Below are 15,088 nucleotides of genomic sequence, written 5' to 3' on the forward strand. Positions count from 1 at the left end.
CATGAACGCCCGCACCCCGATCTCCATCCTGCTGCGTAACGCCCCCTTCTTCCAGGTGCCGCGCCAGCGCGTGCAAACCTCGCAGGGCGCGGTGGAGCTGCCGATTCTCTATTACGACACCTCGACGCTGAACGCCTTCTTCCTGGTGGATAAAGCCAAGGTGGAGGCCGTGCTGAAAGGCACCGGCCTGACTCCGGCGCTGACCGTCGGCGGCAAGGCGCTGGTGGCGCTGGCCTGCTTCGAGTACCGCGACACCTCGGTGGGCGTGTACAACGAAGTCGGCCTGGCCGCCGCCGTCACCCGCACCGGCGAAACGCTGCCGCTGGGCGGCTGGCGCGACCTGCTGGCCACCTTGCGTCAGCCGGAGGAACGCCGTGTCGCCTTCCACATCCTCGACCTGCCGGTGACCACGGCCGCCGCCAACGCCGCCGGGCGCGAGATCTGGGGTTATCCCAAGTTCGTCACCGAGATTCCGTTCACGCTGCACGGCCGTCACTTCGACTGTGCGGTGAAGACGCCGGAAGGCGGCACGCTGATGCAGCTGACCGGGCGGATGGGGCCGTCCTTCCCCACCGCGCCGCTGAGTCTGACACTGTTGTCGTTACGGGAAGGGACGATGCTGCGCGCCACGGTCAACGTGCGCGGCGCGGCGAAGATGGCGTTGCCCGGTACGCTGAAACTGAGCGTGCCGGACCATGCGCAGCCGATGGCGCAACGGCTGCATGCGCTGGGGCTGGATGGGGCGGAGCCGTTTGCGGTGAGCTGGACGCATGATTTCCAGTCGAGGTTGAATGAGGGGGTGGCGGTTTAGGCTCAGATGATTTTGGGGCCGTAGGGCGCACGATGTGCGCCATTTTTACTGAATGTGATCTCTGTTTTGGATGGCCTGTCTAGCTGACAGGGGGAATACAGGCTTCAAGGTGTGTAGGTTGACTGGGGTGTTCCATGCTGCTAGTTTCCAAGCATTCCAGCCCGTAGATTTGGTTCGCCAAGCAATGCTTCAATGCGTTGCAAGTGGTTAATTTGGAACGAAGAAGAGTGAACACTTTTTGAAATCAACGTTAGACGTCAATTGGGAATAATATGAAAAAAATCATACTTTCTTGCTGCCTAATTTCCAGCTTGTCGCTGAGTGCTTACGCACAAAATAAGCACTCTACTGTAGGAATTTGGTATGACGATCTTGGTTCTCCACAATATGGAGATTCGACTCTTGTCATCGAGAAAGAGGGGGAAAAATACTTTGTATTGCGACGCAATGGTGACGGCAGCGGTAGCCGTTACCGATTAAAGCGCATAGGGAGTGAATACTCCAAGGTAGGCGATCGCTTTGGCGCAAAATATGTCATTACAGCCAAAGGTCTAGAAATTCATGACAAAGCTGGCTATATCCGTACAGCGAAGCCCAAGCGCCCTTGAAGCCCAAGTAAGGTGCAATGGATGCACCACAATCCCCCTTCCCAGCACTACCATCGGTGCATTTCCAATGCACACTACGCGATGTGATGACGGGGGAAGGCGGAAGGAGTCAAGCACGATATACCGCCCCTTCAGTCCAAGTCAGATCAGCCGCCGAATCGGAAAAGAGGGAAAAGAGGGTCAGAGCAGAATAGAGAGATAAAGACGCTCAGAGCAACATTTCCCCCCTCACTTCAACCCATACCAAACCCCGCGTCCACTGCCATACTGCTCCAGATGATTACGCGCGGTCAGGTCGCGGAAATGCTGCTTCAGCGTATTGCGGCTGGCCCCGGTCAGCTTGATGGCATCCATCATCGTAACGCGCCCGTGCTCCCGGGCGAATTCCACAATTTGCAATGACAGCTCGGGCAGCGCAGCCAGCACAATCCTTTCACGCTCAACCTTCTTCTCCAGACGCCGCACCTGCTCGGCCAGCGAGCGTAAGAAGAACATCAGCCAGGGCTGCCAATCGGGAGCCTCCGTGCGGATGGTGCCTTGGGTCTGTCGCAGGGCCAGGTAATAGGCTTCCTTGTTCAGCTCGATCACACTCTCCAACGAGCTGTACGGCACATAGGCATAACCGGCCTGAATCAGCAGCAGGGTTGTCAGCACCCGGCTCAAGCGGCCGTTGCCATCCTGAAAGGGGTGAATCTCCAGAAACACCACTACGAAGATCGCGATGATCAACAAAGGGTGCAGATACCCCTTCTCCCGCTCCTCATTCACCCACGCCGCCAATTCGGCCATCAGCCGTGGTGTGTCAAACGGCGTGGCGGTCTCGAAAACGATGCCAATCTGCGCACCACTTTCATCGAAGGCGGCGACGCTGTTCGAGTTTGTCTTGTACCGCCCCCGGTGACGCACATCCTTTTCGCTATGGCGCAACAGTATCTGGTGCAGTTGCTGGATGTGGTTTTCGTTGAACGGGATGTCCTGCCACGAGCTGAACACCAGGTCCATCAGTTCGGCGTAACCCGCCACTTCCTGCTCGTCGCGGGTGTCGAAGGACTGGATGGCCAGATTGGACAGCAAGCGCTCGACCTCGCGGTCAGTCAGCTTGCTGCCCTCAATGCGGGTGCTTGATCCGATGCTTTCGATGGTCGCCACCCGTCGCAGCGCCGAAAGGCGCTCGGGCGCGAGCGTTCCCAAGGCCCGCCATGCGCCTTTGAATTCGTCGATCCGGGCAATCAGGCTCAGGATCTCAGGGGTGATCCGGAGAGTGTCTGTACGTAGCATGCAACCAATACTACACCCATTAACACCCACTCTTGAAGGCTATGTCGCCGTTAATCGCGGAAAGGGCTTTTCCCTCTCCCAACAACATTGACCCGGCGGCTTGGCGGTCTGTCACACAGCACCGACCGTCAAACGGGAGTATGCTTGCGGCACACGCTTAACCTCCGGTGCGCCTCATGGCCGAACCCAAATACACCCGCGAAACCGTGCTCTCGGTGCGGCGCTGGACCCCGAAGCTGTTCAGCTTCACCCTCACCCGCCCGCCCGGCTACCGCTTCACCGCCGGACAGTTCGCGCGCATCGGCCTCGACACCCCGGCAGCCGATGTCTTCCGCGCCTACTCGATCGTGTCCTCGCCCTTTGCCGACACCCTCGAATTCTTCTCCATCGTGGTGCCGGACGGCGCGTTCACCTCGCGCCTGCAACACCTGCAGCCCGGCGACACGCTGCTGCTCGAAAAGATTCCCTACGGCTTCCTGACGCTGGCCCGCTTCCAGCAACCCGCCCCGCGCGACCTGTGGCTGCTGGCCACCGGCACCGGCCTGGCACCGTTCCTGTCGATCCTGCAGGACTTCGACGTATGGAAGCAGTACCGGCGCATCGTGCTGGCCTACAGCGTGCGCACGGCGGACGAACTGGCCTATAAACCGGAGATCACGGATATTGCCGCCACGTTCGGCGAAAATGGCGCGGAATTCCGGTTTTTACCGATCATTACCCGTGACCCGGAGGCGGCGCTGCATCAGCGTTTTCCGGCGCTGGTGGCCGATGGCGGGCTGGAACAGGCGGCGGCGCTCAGCCTGCGGCCGGACCGTTCGCACATCATGCTCTGCGGCAATCCGGCGATGGTGGAGGACACGCGGCAGGCGTTGATGGCGCGGGGGCTGACCATGAACCGGAAGGGGGTGGGGAATATTGCGGTGGAGAATTATTGGTAGGGGGGCAAACGACAACAGCCAAGGCCGAGCTTTCCCCAACGATTCCTCTACACTAAGACGACCATCCCCGGACAAGGACACCCGCCATGAACCCGCCCGTCAAAATCCTCGCCATCTCCGGCAGCCTGCGCCGCCAATCCTTCAACACCGCCCTGCTGCGCGCCGCGCAGACGCTGGCGCTGCCGGGCATCACGCTGGAAATCGCCACCCTGCATGGCATCCCGCTGTATGACGGCGACCTGGAAGAACAGCAGGGACAACCCGAAGCCGTGGCGGCGCTATGCGCCCGCATTCAGGCCAGCGACGGCCTGCTGTTCGCCACCCCGGAATACAACAACGGCATTCCCGGCGTGTTCAAGAACGGCATCGACTGGCTGTCCCGTCCGGCTGCGGCGGGCGGCAAACTGTTCGCCAACCGTCCGGTGGCGGTGATCGGCGCTTCGCCGGGCGGCTTTGGCACCATCATGGCGCAGAATGCCTGGCTGCCCGTGCTGCGAACGCTGGGCATGAAACACTGGGCGGGCGGGCGGCTGCTGGTTTCACGCGCGCACCAGCTGATCGGCCCGGACGGCGAAATTCAGGATGATGCGACCAAGAAACTGCTGGGCGACTTTCTGGCCGGGTTCGCCGCCGCCATCCGGGTCTGAATGCCGGGGCGGCCGCCCCACCGGCAAAACCGATTAGGGAACGCTATTGATGAAAAATTTGCTGATTGTCATCGTCAGTGGCTTGGGAATAAGCGCCGCTCTGGCGCTCATGATTTCTCACTTCACATCAGCGGCTTTTCTCTCCACCACCTTCTTCATCTGGGCAGCCATCTTCCTGAATGCTTCCATTGCGGCTTGGGAAGATGTCTTGCCCGGCGGCTTTGACAATCCCAATGATGAAATGCCCGTGGCGATGACCGGGAAAAAGCGGCTGCTTTATTGGTCAGGCGCCTGCGGCGGCACTCTCACCTTGACGGCCGTTGGATTCGCGCTGTATCAACATGGTTTCTAACGAAAAAACAGGGACGTCCATCATGCCAACCCCCGCCAAAAACACCATCTGCCTCTGGTACGACCGCGACGCCGAAACCGCCGCCCGCTTCTACGCCGAAACCTTCCCCGACTCCGCCGTCCGCGCCGTGCATCGCGCTCCGGCGGACTATCCCTCCGGCAAGCAGGGCGACGTGCTGACCGTCGAATTCACCGTCATGGGCATTCCCTGCCTGGGCCTGAACGGCGGCCCCGGCGTCGCCCACAACTGGGCCTTCTCGTTTCAGGTCGCCACGATCGATCAGGAAGAAACCGACCGCTACTGGAACGCCATCATCAGCAATGGCGGCGAAGCCAGCGCCTGCGGCTGGTGCAAGGACAAATGGGGGATCTCCTGGCAAATCACCCCGGTGGCGCTGACCGAAGCCATCGCCGGGCCGGATGCAGCCGCCGCCAAGCGGGTGTTCGAGGTGATGATGGAGATGGGGAAAATCGACGTGGCCAAGATTGAGGCGGCGCGGCGGGGGTGAGCCCCAAACACGACTTCTTCCCTCCTGCAACGCAGGGGGGAGCCGCGAAGGCAGCAGGGGGGTCAACGGTGGGACACTGAACAAGCTCTCTAAAACGGGAGTTCTGCTCAGCCAACCGCTGTTACCCCCCAGCCCTGCGGGCAGCCCCCCTACTCCGTAGGAGGGCGTAAAAGCATTGTGATGAAAAGGGATTTCATGAAAACCTACAATTCCGCGTTGATTTCCCGCGCCCGCCTCATGCGCGCTGACATGACGCCCGGCGAGCGCCATGTCTGGCATCGCTGTTTGCGGCGACTGCCCTACAAATTCCGACGGCAGCGACCCTTTGGCCGTTTTATCGCGGACTTCTACAGCCCGGAACTCAAACTGGTGATCGAGATAGATGGCGACTCGCATGCCGATGAAGCGGCAAAAGCCTACGACGCGGAACGAACCTTGTACCTGCAAAGTCTGGGGCTGACCGTACTTCGTTTCACCAATCAGGAGGTGATACGGGAAACCGAGGCGGTACTAACCCGATTGCAGCAGCTATGCGACCAGCAATCCCCTGCCCCCCGATGATGAATCCTTCCCTCCTACGGAGTAGGGGGGATGTCACGCAGTGACAGGGGGGTTGCGGAAAGGAGCCCGAACACTTCCTTCGCAAAAGGCTTCGTGCTCAGCTAACCGCTGTTACCCCCCAGCCCTGTGGGCAGCCCCCCTGTTCCACAGGAGGGCGTAAAACGCGCCATTTTCCCCCTCACGGCGTATTGAACACCGGGAACGGCAACGGCGTTTTGTCCTCCAGATACGCCTTGTAATCCATCATGCGCTGAAAGCCCACCAGAATGCTGTACGGCGCGGCGCGCTGGATGAAGTTGTTCGCCCAGCCCGGCACCCGCCCGCCCGGATCGACATAGCCCTCCGCCTCCACGAAGACCCGGTTACCCGCCAGCGGCGAAATGCGGATGGTCATGTCCTCCGCCTTCATCCGCACCAGCGGCGGCTCTTCCGGAATCAGGTCGGGATAGGCCTTGACCCGCACCACCAGCGTCCGGTTGTCACGGGTTTGCGGCTCCAGCGTCAACACACCGGGAACATCACGGTTGGGCACGCCGTGCGGGGCGCGGTGCTTGATGTAGAAATAGTATTCGGTATCCGATTTTTTCTTCAAAATCCTGGCGTCCAGCACTTCCCAATACCATTTGCGATAGTTATCAAAATCCAGCAGCACCCGTACATAGGCTTCCACGGTGCCGTCCAGCGCGGCTTCGGCCTTAAAGGAGCGGAAACGCTTGCCGTCCTCCTGCTTCACCCAGGTCTTGATGTTGCGCAGGCGGTCGTTGCGCACCAGCCGCCATTCATTGGTCAGCTTGTCCTGCAACACATCCAGGTCATCATCCTCAGCGGCGTGGGCGACGGCGGGAAACGTCAGAGGCAGCATGGCCACCAGCAGCAGCATGCTCAGGTACGAAGTGAAACGCATGGAGGAAAACTCCCGGGGTGTGCAGTGGCTCTGCATCTGGATAGAAAGATTGTTTTTCTAGGATGACACCGATGCGCGCGGAAGGGAAATGAACAGAGCCCCAAAAAGTGCCGCCCTGTATCGGGCGGCCAAAGAGGGTTCACCGATCTAACGGCGCTCACGCCACCGCGTTGTACGCCCCCATATCCAGCTTCTTCGTCCGCAACACATATTCAAAACTGAAGCCCGGCCACATCGTCGAATTGGTGCCGTCGGCGTTCAGGTACCAGCTCTGGCAACCCGACAGCCACGAGCTGTTGCGCATGCGCTCCTGGAAGCCGTCGAATTGCGCCTGCATCACGTCTTCCTTCACGTCCAGATAACGCAGCTTCTGCTTCAGCAGGGTCTTGGTGTACTTGGCGATGTACTTGTATTGCGCCTCCTGGTAGATCAGTACCGAGGTATGGCCCGGTCCGGAATTCGGCCCCATCGTCAGCAGCATGTTCGGGAAACGGCTCACGTTCATGCCGTAGTAGGCCTTGGCCTGCCCGCCCCAGTAATCGCTCAGCGACACGCCGCCGATGCCCTTGATGGCGAAGGGGAAGGCCGGTGCGCCGATCTCGTAGCCGGTGCAGTAGATGATGACATCCAGCGGATGTTCCACGCCGTCACTGGTGCGCACGCCCGCCGGGGTGATTTCGGTAATGCCTTCGGTAATCAGGTGCACGTTCGGCCGCGCGAAAGCGGGAAACCAGTCGTCAGAGACCAGCGTACGCTTGCAGCCCACCTTGTAGTCCGGGGTCAGCTTGCGGCGCAGCACCGGGTCTTTAATGTGCTTGTGCAGCGCGCGCTTGTGCATCAGCTCGCCCACTTTCAGCAGTTGCGGATACCACAAAATCGCGGGCAGCGCCGATTCCATCGTCCAGTACAGGCCCAGCCGGTGCGCCTTCTGCTTCCACGGGTGCTTCGCCCAGTCACGCTGCTGCTTCTCGGTGAAGGTGCGGTTGAACTTCGGCATCACCCAGGACGGCGTGCGCTGGAAGACCTTCAGGTCGGCGACTTCACCGGCCACGTTCGGCACCACCTGGATGGCTGACGCGCCCGAGCCGATGACGCCGACGCGCTTGCCGCGCAAGTCGATGGACGAGTCCCAGCGCGCGGCGTGCAGCGCCTTGCCCTGGAAGGTGTCCATGCCCTTGATCTCGGGATACTTGGGGTGGCTGAGCGCGCCGGTGGCGGGCACCAGCACGCGGGCTTCGGTGATCTGACCGTCGTCGGTGGTGATGATCCAGCGGCCGGACTTCTCGTCAAAGCTGGCGTCGGTGACGCGGGTGGAGAAACGGATGTAGGGCTCCATGCCGTACTGGTTGGCGCACTCTTCGATATAGCGGCGGATGTCTTCTTGCCGCGAAAAGGCTTCCGGCCATTTCGGGTTGGGCGCGAAGGAGTAGCTGTACAGGTGCGAGGGGACGTCGCAGGCGCAACCCGGATAGGTGTTGGTGCGCCAGGAACCGCCGACGCCCTCTTCCCCTTCAAAAATCACGAAATTGAGGATCCCGGCGTTCTTCAGTTCAATCCCGGTGCCCAGCCCGGCGAAACCGGCTCCGATAATGGCGACATCAACGTGTTTGCGTGGCTCTGTCATGGTGAGTCTCTCGGTTCAGGTTCACTCGCCGCCTGCATGTGTCGTCAGGCGCATCAGTGTCATCAAAAGCTGTAACACTGTTCGATGTAATCCTAGAGGCAATTACCATACGCTTTGTAGGTTATTTGGTGTCAGGAATTATCATTTGGGGTCAATCTGCTACAAAAAATGTGGTTTTTAGCTGAACGGTTGGGACGCCCCTGTCCTGATGGTCAGGTCGCGCTTTCAGAAGGCGGGATTCGTGGCAATGACAACGAATTCCAAATAATATGTATTTCAGATACTACTTATCAGCCCGCCCCGAGACCTAGCCGCCGTGAGACTGAACACCTTTACCGACTACAGCCTGCGTACGCTGATCTACCTCGGCCTGCAGGAGACCGGCACGCTGTCGACACGGGCGGAAATCGCGCAGGCCTACGGCATTTCCGACAACCACCTGATGAAGGTGACGGGCTGGCTGGCGCGCGAGGGCTACATCGAGGCCTTCCGGGGCCATGGCGGCGGCATCCGCCTGGCCCGCGACGCTGAAGCCATCAATGTCGGCGAGGTGGTGCGCCGCTGCGAGGCGGACATTCCGCTGGTGGAATGCCTGGAATGCGGCGGCTCCGATTGCCGCATCGCGGCGGTGTGCACGCTGAAATCGGCGCTGCTGGAAGCGGTGGAGGCGATGTACGCCGTCCTCGACCGTTACACGCTGCGCGACCTGCTGGGCCGGGAATCCGCCCTGCGCCGCATCCTGATGCGGCCTGAATCCCTTGTTTCACTCCAACCCGTTACGGGAGAACCGTCATGACCCTGCTTCAACAACCCCTCGGCGCGCTCGCCACCTCCATTCCCGGCGCCACCGCGCTGTTCCGCGAACACAAGCTGGACTTCTGCTGCGAGGGGCGGCGCAGCCTGGGCGAAGCCGCCGCCGCGCGCGGTCTGGACGCGGCGGCGCTGGCCGCCCGCCTGGAAAGCCTGCAAACCGGCGCCAGCCCCAGCGGTGACTGGCGCGGCGCGGGTAACGCCAAGCTGATCGACCACCTGCTGACGAATTTCCACCAGAAGCATCGCGCCCAGTTGCCGGAGCTGCTGCGGCTGGCGCAACGGGTGGAATACGTGCACGGCGCCAAGCCGGAATGTCCGGTGGGGCTGTCCAACCTGCTGGCGGAGATGCAGATGGAGCTGGAAGGTCACATGGCCAAGGAAGAACAGATCCTGTTCCCGATGCTGGCCAACAGCCACGGCGGCCTGCCGGAAGGCCCGATTGCGGTGATGCGCGCCGAGCATGTGCAGCACGGCGGCGCGCTGGCTGAGCTTGAACGGCTGACGGACAACATCACGCCGCCGGTCAACGCCTGCAACACCTGGCGGGCGCTGTACCTGGGACTGGCCGCCTTCCGCGACGACCTGATCCAGCATATCCATCTGGAAAACAACATCCTGTTTGAAGGACTGGCGGCCCGTCCGGCGAACGCCGAACCCGCGCCGGTGCCCGGCGGCAAGGGTTGCGGCTGTGGTGGTGGTGGCGGTGCGGGCGGCGGCGGCTGCCACTAAGCGCCCGCCTTCAACCAGCAAGCAGAGGAGACGGTCATGGCCCTGACCCACGCGGCTTCCGGAGAAATTGTCAGTGTGCGACCGCTCGGGAGCGCCTTGCGCGCGTCCGAATCGGTCACCCTGGTGCGCGCCCCGCACTTCGAGGTGTTCCGCTTCGTGCTGCCCGCCGGCAAGACCACGCCGATGCACGAGGCCGCCGGGCTGATCACGATCCAGTGCCTGGAGGGCGAGGTGGCGCTGGACGCGCACGGCCGCCGCCAGACGTTGGTGGCAGGCGATCTGGTCTATCTGGACGACGCCGAGCCGCATGCCGTCAGCGCGCTGACCGACGCCTCGCTGCTGGTGACGATCTTGCTGCACCGGGTTTGACACGCGCGCCATGCCTCCTTCTTCCCCCATGAGTCCTCGCGGCTTCTTCACCGCGCCGCTGTGGCTGGCGGGGTTCCGGCCGTTCTTCCTGCTCGCCCTGATCGCCGGGGCGGTGTATCCGCCGCTGTGGGCGCTGGTGTTCTCCGGCGCGGTGGCCCTGCCCGCCGCCGGGCTGACACCGCTGCAATGGCATGCGCACGAGATGCTGTTTGGTTTCGGCTGGGCGGTGCTGGGCGGCTTCCTGCTGACCGCCAGCAAGAACTGGGTGGGGGTGCGCGGCCTGCACGGCGGGCCGCTGGCGCTGGCGGCGGCGCTGTGGCTGGCCGAGCGGGTGCTGATCTTTCACTTCCCGGCGCTGACAGACTCGACCCCCTGGCCGCTGCGGGCGGCGGTATTGGCCGCCGCCAGCCTGCCGGTGCTGGGCGTGGGCGGTTATGTGCTGTGGACACTGGTGCGCTACCGCCGCCAGGACAGCTTCAAGGACAACGGCTTCTTCATCGCGGCGCTGCCGCTATTGCTGGCGGCGAAACTGATGCTGTTGCTGCCGCCGTGGGTGACGGAAGGCCGGATGCTGGCCATCGGCCTGTTCCGCCTGGCCTTCGTGGTGATGTTCGAGCGCACCCTGACCCAGTTCATGAAGAACACGGCGGGCGTGACGCTGTTCCGCCATCCGGCGCTGGACTGGCCGATCAAGGGGCTGATGCTGCTGGCGGCGTTCGCGGGTTTCCTGCCGCCCGCCGTGGCGGCCGCCGTGATGACGGCGGCGGGGCTGTTGCTGCTGTACCGCTTTGGCCGCTGGCATCCGCTGGCCGGGTTACGGCGTTTCGACACCGGCATCATGTATGTCGGCTATCTGGGCCTGAGCGCCAACCTGTTCGCCGAGGCGCTGCGCCTGAGCGGCGTTTTTCCCGCCATCGGCTCGCTGTCGGTGCATATCTTCACCTTTGTCTGCATGGGGTTGGTGATTCCGGGCATGCTGGTGCGCATCAGCCAGGGGCACACCGGCCGCCGCATCGTCTTCACCGCCACCGACAAGGCGGCGATCAGCCTGATGGGTGCGGGCGCGGTACTGCGGCTGGTGGCGACACAACTGTGGCCGCAACACTACGGACTGTGGATCGATCTGTCGGCCCTGGCCTGGAGCGGCTGCTTCCTCGGCATCGGCCTTCGCCTGGCGCCGATGTTATGGCAGGCGCGGGTGGACGGACGGGAGCTATGACCGCCGCCCCGCCCCGACCGCCGGGAAACCCCCGCCGCATTCCGGCGCAGGCCGTTTTCTTTCCCGCCGCCATCGGCCATGCGCTGGTGTTCGCGCCGCTGACGGTGCTGGCCAACACCGGCCATGCCGACCTGTTCCCGGCGCTGGCCGGGGCGGGCCATGCCCGGGAAATGCTGGGCGGCTTCGCGCTGGCGCTGGTGGCGGGCTACACCCTGGGGCCGTTGTCACGACAGGCGGCGACCGGACTGCTGACGCTGTGGCTGGCCGCGCGGCTAACGACGCTGGCGGGACTGCCGCCGGGATGGACGGCGGCAGCCACGGCCGTCTTCGGACTGGTGCTGGCCGCGCGCGCCGTGCCCCGCTTCCTGCCCGCCCGGCGCTGGCGCAACCGCGTGTTGCCGCCGCTGCTGGCGACAGTGGGATTGCTGCCGGGCTTGTGGGGACTGCATCAGGCCTTTGGTGGCGGCGGCCACTATGTTGGAGCGGCGGGGGTGTTGCTGCTGGGGATGCTGATGGCCTTCATCGGCGGGCGGCTGATTGCCCCGGCGGCGGCGGGCGAGTTCTACAACCGGGGCGACGACCTTGCCAACCGGGTGCAACCCCGGCTGGAAGCCGCCACCCTGCTGACCCTGCCCCCCGCGGTGGCGCTGCTGCTGGCGGAACAGCCCCGACTCGGCGGACCGCTGGCCGTCGCGGCCGGAGCCTGCACGCTGGCGCGCTGCCTGCGCTGGCGGCTGTGGGCCTGTCCGGGGCGTTACGACCTGCACGGGCTGGGGCTGGGCTACGGCTGGCTGGCGGCGGGACTGATGATCATCGGCGCGGCGCTGGCGGCCGGGGTATATCAACCGGCGCTGGCGCATCTGGTGACGATGGGGGCGCTGGGCATGTTGTCCACCGGGGTGATCGCGCGCTGGCACGGCTCGCGGCATGGCCATACGCTGCCGGGGCGGGGGTTCGTGATGTTGACGGTGACGGCTTTCGCGGCGGCGGCGCTGTTGCGGGTGCTGGTGGTGGCATGGCCGGAACAGACGCCGGCGCTGCTGTGGGCGGGGGCAGTGGCCTGGTCGGGTGGCTATCTGGCCGCCGGGGTCGTGCTGGCGCGGGGGAAGCCGTTTCGGCAACAGGTGGCGAGGTATCGGTGAGGGCTGGCTGAGGATCAACAGGCTATCATTTGTTCAGGCGTATGGAACTCGCCATGCCATGTCGTACCATCATGCGAAGTAATAATCACCCGGAAATCTGCCTTGAAGCACCAACCGGGTGAATCAGAACTGGAAAACGTAACGACCAATCCTGCACTTGCCGGGTGGCAACCCGGAATTTCGTCCAAGTGCCACTTAATGAACTCAACACAACGGCGAACATGGATCCGGTTTCTTTCTATATCGAAACACTCTGGCGAAATGCCGCCGGTTAGCAAGTCTACGAATACCTCATGATTGCCGCTTTCCCTCGCCAAAAAGGCAAAATGCTCGGCGGAGACGGCAAACTTTTGGGCGACGCCGCATGCCACGTTTCTGATTTTTCGCTTCATGTCCGTCAGCTCAATCCTCAAGGATAAGCATGTCATGGTTGCATCAACGAATCGACTCGGTCAATGCGATATCACTGATGCCAGGTGACATCACGTCAAGTTATGACGCAGGAGTAGCACGCTGTGAAATGGCGAATACCGCGCATCCCGCCAGACAGGTATCCAGTCCCTCGTGTGCCACGCTTTCGGCGTAATGCAGCAGAAATCCGGGCGGCTGGACGCTGGCCGACGGGATCATTGCGAAAAACGGAATAGCCCTCTGACCGGGCCGATCCCCATCGTGGATAATGCGGCTAACCCGTCCGTACTTTTGCAGGAGCATCACATGTCCATCGTCCCGGCCACCGTGGAAGATATTCCGGCCCTGTGCCGCCTGCTGTCCCTGTTGTTCACCCAGGAAGCGGAGTTCGCCCCGGACCCGGTTGCTCAAGTCCGGGGGCTAACCCGCATTATCACCGCTCCCGAGATTGGGGAAATCCTGGTGGCCAGAGAGAACGGTGAGGTGCTGGGCATGGTGAACCTGTTATATACCGTTTCCACCGCACTGGGAGCGCCGGTTGCCCTGCTGGAAGATATGGTCGTGGCATCGGAAGCCCGTGGCGGCGGCTTGGGAAGCCGTTTACTGGAACACGCCATTGCCACGGCTCGCATTCACGGTTGCCGTCGGATTACCTTGTTGACGGACGTCGAGAATCACAGCGCCCGACGCTTTTACGAACGGCAGGGCTTTATCGTATCCCCGATGCGGCCGCTCCGGCTGGCGCTGGATTAACCCGCCCGATCACGCCGTCCGTCAGCCCTTCACCGCCTCGAACAGCCTCAACGCACCGCTTTGTTCCTGCCGGCAGAACTCCAGCCAGCGCGGCCGGTCACAGCCTTGTGAACAGTCAAGTGCCGCGCCCGGAGATTGCCCCAACATGGGGCGGCTGGTATGTTCGGAGATACCCCTGCTCACTTCCACGGATTCCGCCGATGACCAAGACCCGCCGCCCGGGACTAACGGTGTGCCTGCTCGCGCTGACGCTGGCCCTGCCAACCGCCGTGTTCGCGGCCGCCGATGACGACGACAGCGATCTGGCCGAGCTGCAGCCCAAGTTGGGCAATGAATGGGTGCCGGTGAAGAACGACCGGCGGCGCGGCATCAAGACCTGGGTCAAACAGGAAGACGGCAAGCGTTACCGATCCTTCAAGGTGGAGGCAGCGCTGAAGGGCCGTTTGAGCGACTTCGTGCGCACCGTGCTGGACTTCGAGAATTATCCGCGCTGGTATTGGGAAGTAATGGACGTCAAGCTGCTGCGCCGCATTTCCCCCACCGAGTACCAGCTCTACATGAAGCACCGCGCGCCACACAGCGTGCCCAACCGCGATGTGCCGGCGTTGCTGCGCATTGAGCCGCAAACCGCCACCAACCGCACCCTCACCGTCGCGGTGCGCGCCATTCCCGATCTGGTGCCGGAACATCCGCCGTTCATCCGCATGCGCGCGGAAGACATGATCATCCGCGTCACGCCCATCGACCGGGAAACCTTGCGGCTGGAAGCGGAAGGCTATGTCGATCCGGGCGGCAAGGCCCCGAACTGGGCGATCAATTTCATCCAGCGCTCGGCGCCGTACATGATTGTGCTGGGCTCACAGCGGGTAATGGAAAGCGGGGACTTCGGCAAGCAGAAGATTCCGTTTCCGGTGTTTGAGTATGGGGATTGAAAGGAGCGGCCTCTCCGTCACGGTAACGGCCTGACCACTCCCGAAGTTTAAGACATCGCTACAAACAGAATGGCTGCACCGTTTTTGGAGGCCTTTTGGTAGAAGGCGGACAAGCCCTTGACCAGCTCAAGCATTTCTTCCAGGGTCATTCGGCCCATGATGTCGCGCATATCCTCGAAACGCTCCCCGATGTCTTCATCCGTAAGCCTACTCAACGCTTCCGCGATGATGCGGACATCTTCAGCGAACGCATATCCCACGCCGCATCCCACGTCCTCCGCAAAGTCGGCCAGCTCACCGCGAACGCCTTCATCATCCAGCAGTTCCGTCAATTCGTACCAGTACCATTCCTGCTCGGAGAAATACTCCCGCTCATGACTATCGTGCATGAACGCCTCAAAACCTTCTTCGCCATCATCCAGAAGCTGCTCCAACTCTTCATCAGACAAAACATAGAACGAACCGCCGGTACTCATAAAATCTCCTTTT

19 protein-coding genes are annotated in these 15,088 nt (G+C 62.4%); 14 read left to right on the top strand and 5 right to left on the bottom strand.

What is annotated here, in order from left to right:
* Position 1 precedes the first annotated feature (1 nt).
* Together EV700_RS12675 and EV700_RS12680 are read left to right on the top strand one after the other, a co-directional pair.
* The gene (locus EV700_RS12675; protein WP_130414319.1) at positions 2 to 811 is read left to right on the top strand and encodes an acetoacetate decarboxylase family protein; all 810 of its coding nucleotides are present in this window, start codon (positions 2 to 4) and stop codon (positions 809 to 811) included.
* A gap of 272 nt (positions 812 to 1,083) precedes the next feature.
* A complete protein-coding gene (locus tag EV700_RS12680; RefSeq protein WP_130414321.1) occupies positions 1,084 to 1,419 on the top strand; it encodes a DUF2147 domain-containing protein in 336 nt (111 codons plus the stop codon).
* Between the two features lie 228 nt (positions 1,420 to 1,647).
* Here EV700_RS12680 and EV700_RS12685 read toward each other — a convergent pair whose 3' ends face one another.
* Positions 1,648 to 2,697: a Fic family protein gene (locus EV700_RS12685; RefSeq protein WP_130414323.1), complete on the bottom strand. Its 1,050-nt coding sequence runs from the start codon at positions 2,695 to 2,697 to the stop codon at positions 1,648 to 1,650.
* A 176-nt stretch (positions 2,698 to 2,873) separates the two neighbouring features.
* Between EV700_RS12685 and EV700_RS12690 the strand changes: the two genes are divergently transcribed.
* The 5 genes from EV700_RS12690 (at position 2,874) to EV700_RS12710 (ending at position 5,703) form a co-directional block, all read left to right on the top strand.
* Positions 2,874 to 3,635 (top strand): ferredoxin--NADP reductase, encoded by a 762-nt coding sequence (locus EV700_RS12690; protein WP_130414325.1) that lies wholly within the window; start codon positions 2,874 to 2,876, stop codon positions 3,633 to 3,635.
* Positions 3,636 to 3,721: 86 nt separating this feature from the next.
* Positions 3,722 to 4,282, top strand: coding sequence for an NADPH-dependent FMN reductase (locus tag EV700_RS12695; protein WP_130414327.1), 561 nt, complete (start codon positions 3,722 to 3,724; stop codon positions 4,280 to 4,282).
* Positions 4,283 to 4,331: 49 nt separating this feature from the next.
* Entirely contained in the window at positions 4,332 to 4,634 is a 303-nt protein-coding gene (locus EV700_RS12700; RefSeq protein WP_130414329.1) for a hypothetical protein, read from the top strand.
* 22 nt (positions 4,635 to 4,656) lie between these two features.
* Positions 4,657 to 5,142, top strand: coding sequence for a VOC family protein (locus tag EV700_RS12705; RefSeq protein ID WP_130414331.1), 486 nt, complete (start codon positions 4,657 to 4,659; stop codon positions 5,140 to 5,142).
* 195 nt (positions 5,143 to 5,337) lie between these two features.
* Positions 5,338 to 5,703 carry an endonuclease domain-containing protein gene (locus tag EV700_RS12710; RefSeq protein ID WP_130414333.1) on the top strand — a complete coding sequence of 122 codons (366 nt, stop codon included), beginning with the start codon at positions 5,338 to 5,340 and terminating at the stop codon, positions 5,701 to 5,703.
* A 178-nt stretch (positions 5,704 to 5,881) separates the two neighbouring features.
* Here EV700_RS12710 and EV700_RS12715 read toward each other — a convergent pair whose 3' ends face one another.
* Positions 5,882 to 6,607, bottom strand: coding sequence for an SRPBCC family protein (locus tag EV700_RS12715; protein WP_130414335.1), 726 nt, complete (start codon positions 6,605 to 6,607; stop codon positions 5,882 to 5,884).
* Between the two features lie 157 nt (positions 6,608 to 6,764).
* Positions 6,765 to 8,231: a flavin-containing monooxygenase gene (locus EV700_RS12720; protein WP_130414337.1), complete on the bottom strand. Its 1,467-nt coding sequence runs from the start codon at positions 8,229 to 8,231 to the stop codon at positions 6,765 to 6,767.
* 316 nt (positions 8,232 to 8,547) lie between these two features.
* Here EV700_RS12720 and EV700_RS12725 point away from each other — a divergent pair, with 316 nt between their 5' ends.
* The 5 genes from EV700_RS12725 to EV700_RS12745 are packed head-to-tail and all read left to right on the top strand — an operon-like array spanning position 8,548 to position 12,503.
* A complete protein-coding gene (locus EV700_RS12725; RefSeq protein WP_130414339.1) occupies positions 8,548 to 9,027 on the top strand; it encodes an RrF2 family transcriptional regulator in 480 nt (159 codons plus the stop codon).
* Positions 9,024 to 9,773 carry an iron-sulfur cluster repair protein YtfE gene (gene ytfE, locus EV700_RS12730; RefSeq protein WP_130414341.1) on the top strand — a complete coding sequence of 250 codons (750 nt, stop codon included), beginning with the start codon at positions 9,024 to 9,026 and terminating at the stop codon, positions 9,771 to 9,773. The genes EV700_RS12725 and ytfE overlap by 4 nt, the downstream gene beginning before the upstream one ends.
* A gap of 36 nt (positions 9,774 to 9,809) precedes the next feature.
* Positions 9,810 to 10,142, top strand: a complete 333-nt coding sequence (locus EV700_RS12735; protein WP_130414343.1) for a cupin domain-containing protein — start codon at positions 9,810 to 9,812, stop codon at positions 10,140 to 10,142.
* A 10-nt stretch (positions 10,143 to 10,152) separates the two neighbouring features.
* On the top strand, positions 10,153 to 11,361 hold the full coding sequence (locus EV700_RS12740) for an NnrS family protein (RefSeq protein WP_207224668.1): 1,209 nt from the start codon (positions 10,153 to 10,155) through the stop codon (positions 11,359 to 11,361).
* A complete protein-coding gene (locus EV700_RS12745) occupies positions 11,358 to 12,503 on the top strand; it encodes an NnrS family protein (protein ID WP_165391468.1) in 1,146 nt (381 codons plus the stop codon). The genes EV700_RS12740 and EV700_RS12745 overlap by 4 nt, the downstream gene beginning before the upstream one ends.
* Before the next feature lie 14 nt (positions 12,504 to 12,517).
* Here the strand turns inward: EV700_RS12745 and EV700_RS12750 are convergent, their stop codons facing one another.
* On the bottom strand, positions 12,518 to 12,895 hold the full coding sequence (locus EV700_RS12750; RefSeq protein ID WP_130414347.1) for a hypothetical protein: 378 nt from the start codon (positions 12,893 to 12,895) through the stop codon (positions 12,518 to 12,520).
* Between the two features lie 325 nt (positions 12,896 to 13,220).
* On the opposite strand from EV700_RS12750, the gene EV700_RS12755 reads away from it, so the two are divergent.
* Together EV700_RS12755 and EV700_RS12760 are read left to right on the top strand one after the other, a co-directional pair.
* Positions 13,221 to 13,667 carry a GNAT family N-acetyltransferase gene (locus EV700_RS12755; RefSeq protein WP_130414349.1) on the top strand — a complete coding sequence of 149 codons (447 nt, stop codon included), beginning with the start codon at positions 13,221 to 13,223 and terminating at the stop codon, positions 13,665 to 13,667.
* A 200-nt stretch (positions 13,668 to 13,867) separates the two neighbouring features.
* Complete coding sequence (locus tag EV700_RS12760) at positions 13,868 to 14,599, top strand: SRPBCC family protein (RefSeq protein WP_130414351.1); 732 nt, start codon at positions 13,868 to 13,870, stop codon at positions 14,597 to 14,599.
* A gap of 47 nt (positions 14,600 to 14,646) precedes the next feature.
* Here the strand turns inward: EV700_RS12760 and EV700_RS12765 are convergent, their stop codons facing one another.
* Entirely contained in the window at positions 14,647 to 15,075 is a 429-nt protein-coding gene (locus tag EV700_RS12765; protein ID WP_130414353.1) for a DUF1877 family protein, read from the bottom strand.
* Positions 15,076 to 15,088: the final 13 nt, after the last annotated feature.

The organism is Fluviicoccus keumensis (genome assembly GCF_004217445.1).
Lineage (GTDB): Bacteria > Pseudomonadota > Gammaproteobacteria > Pseudomonadales > Moraxellaceae > Fluviicoccus > Fluviicoccus keumensis.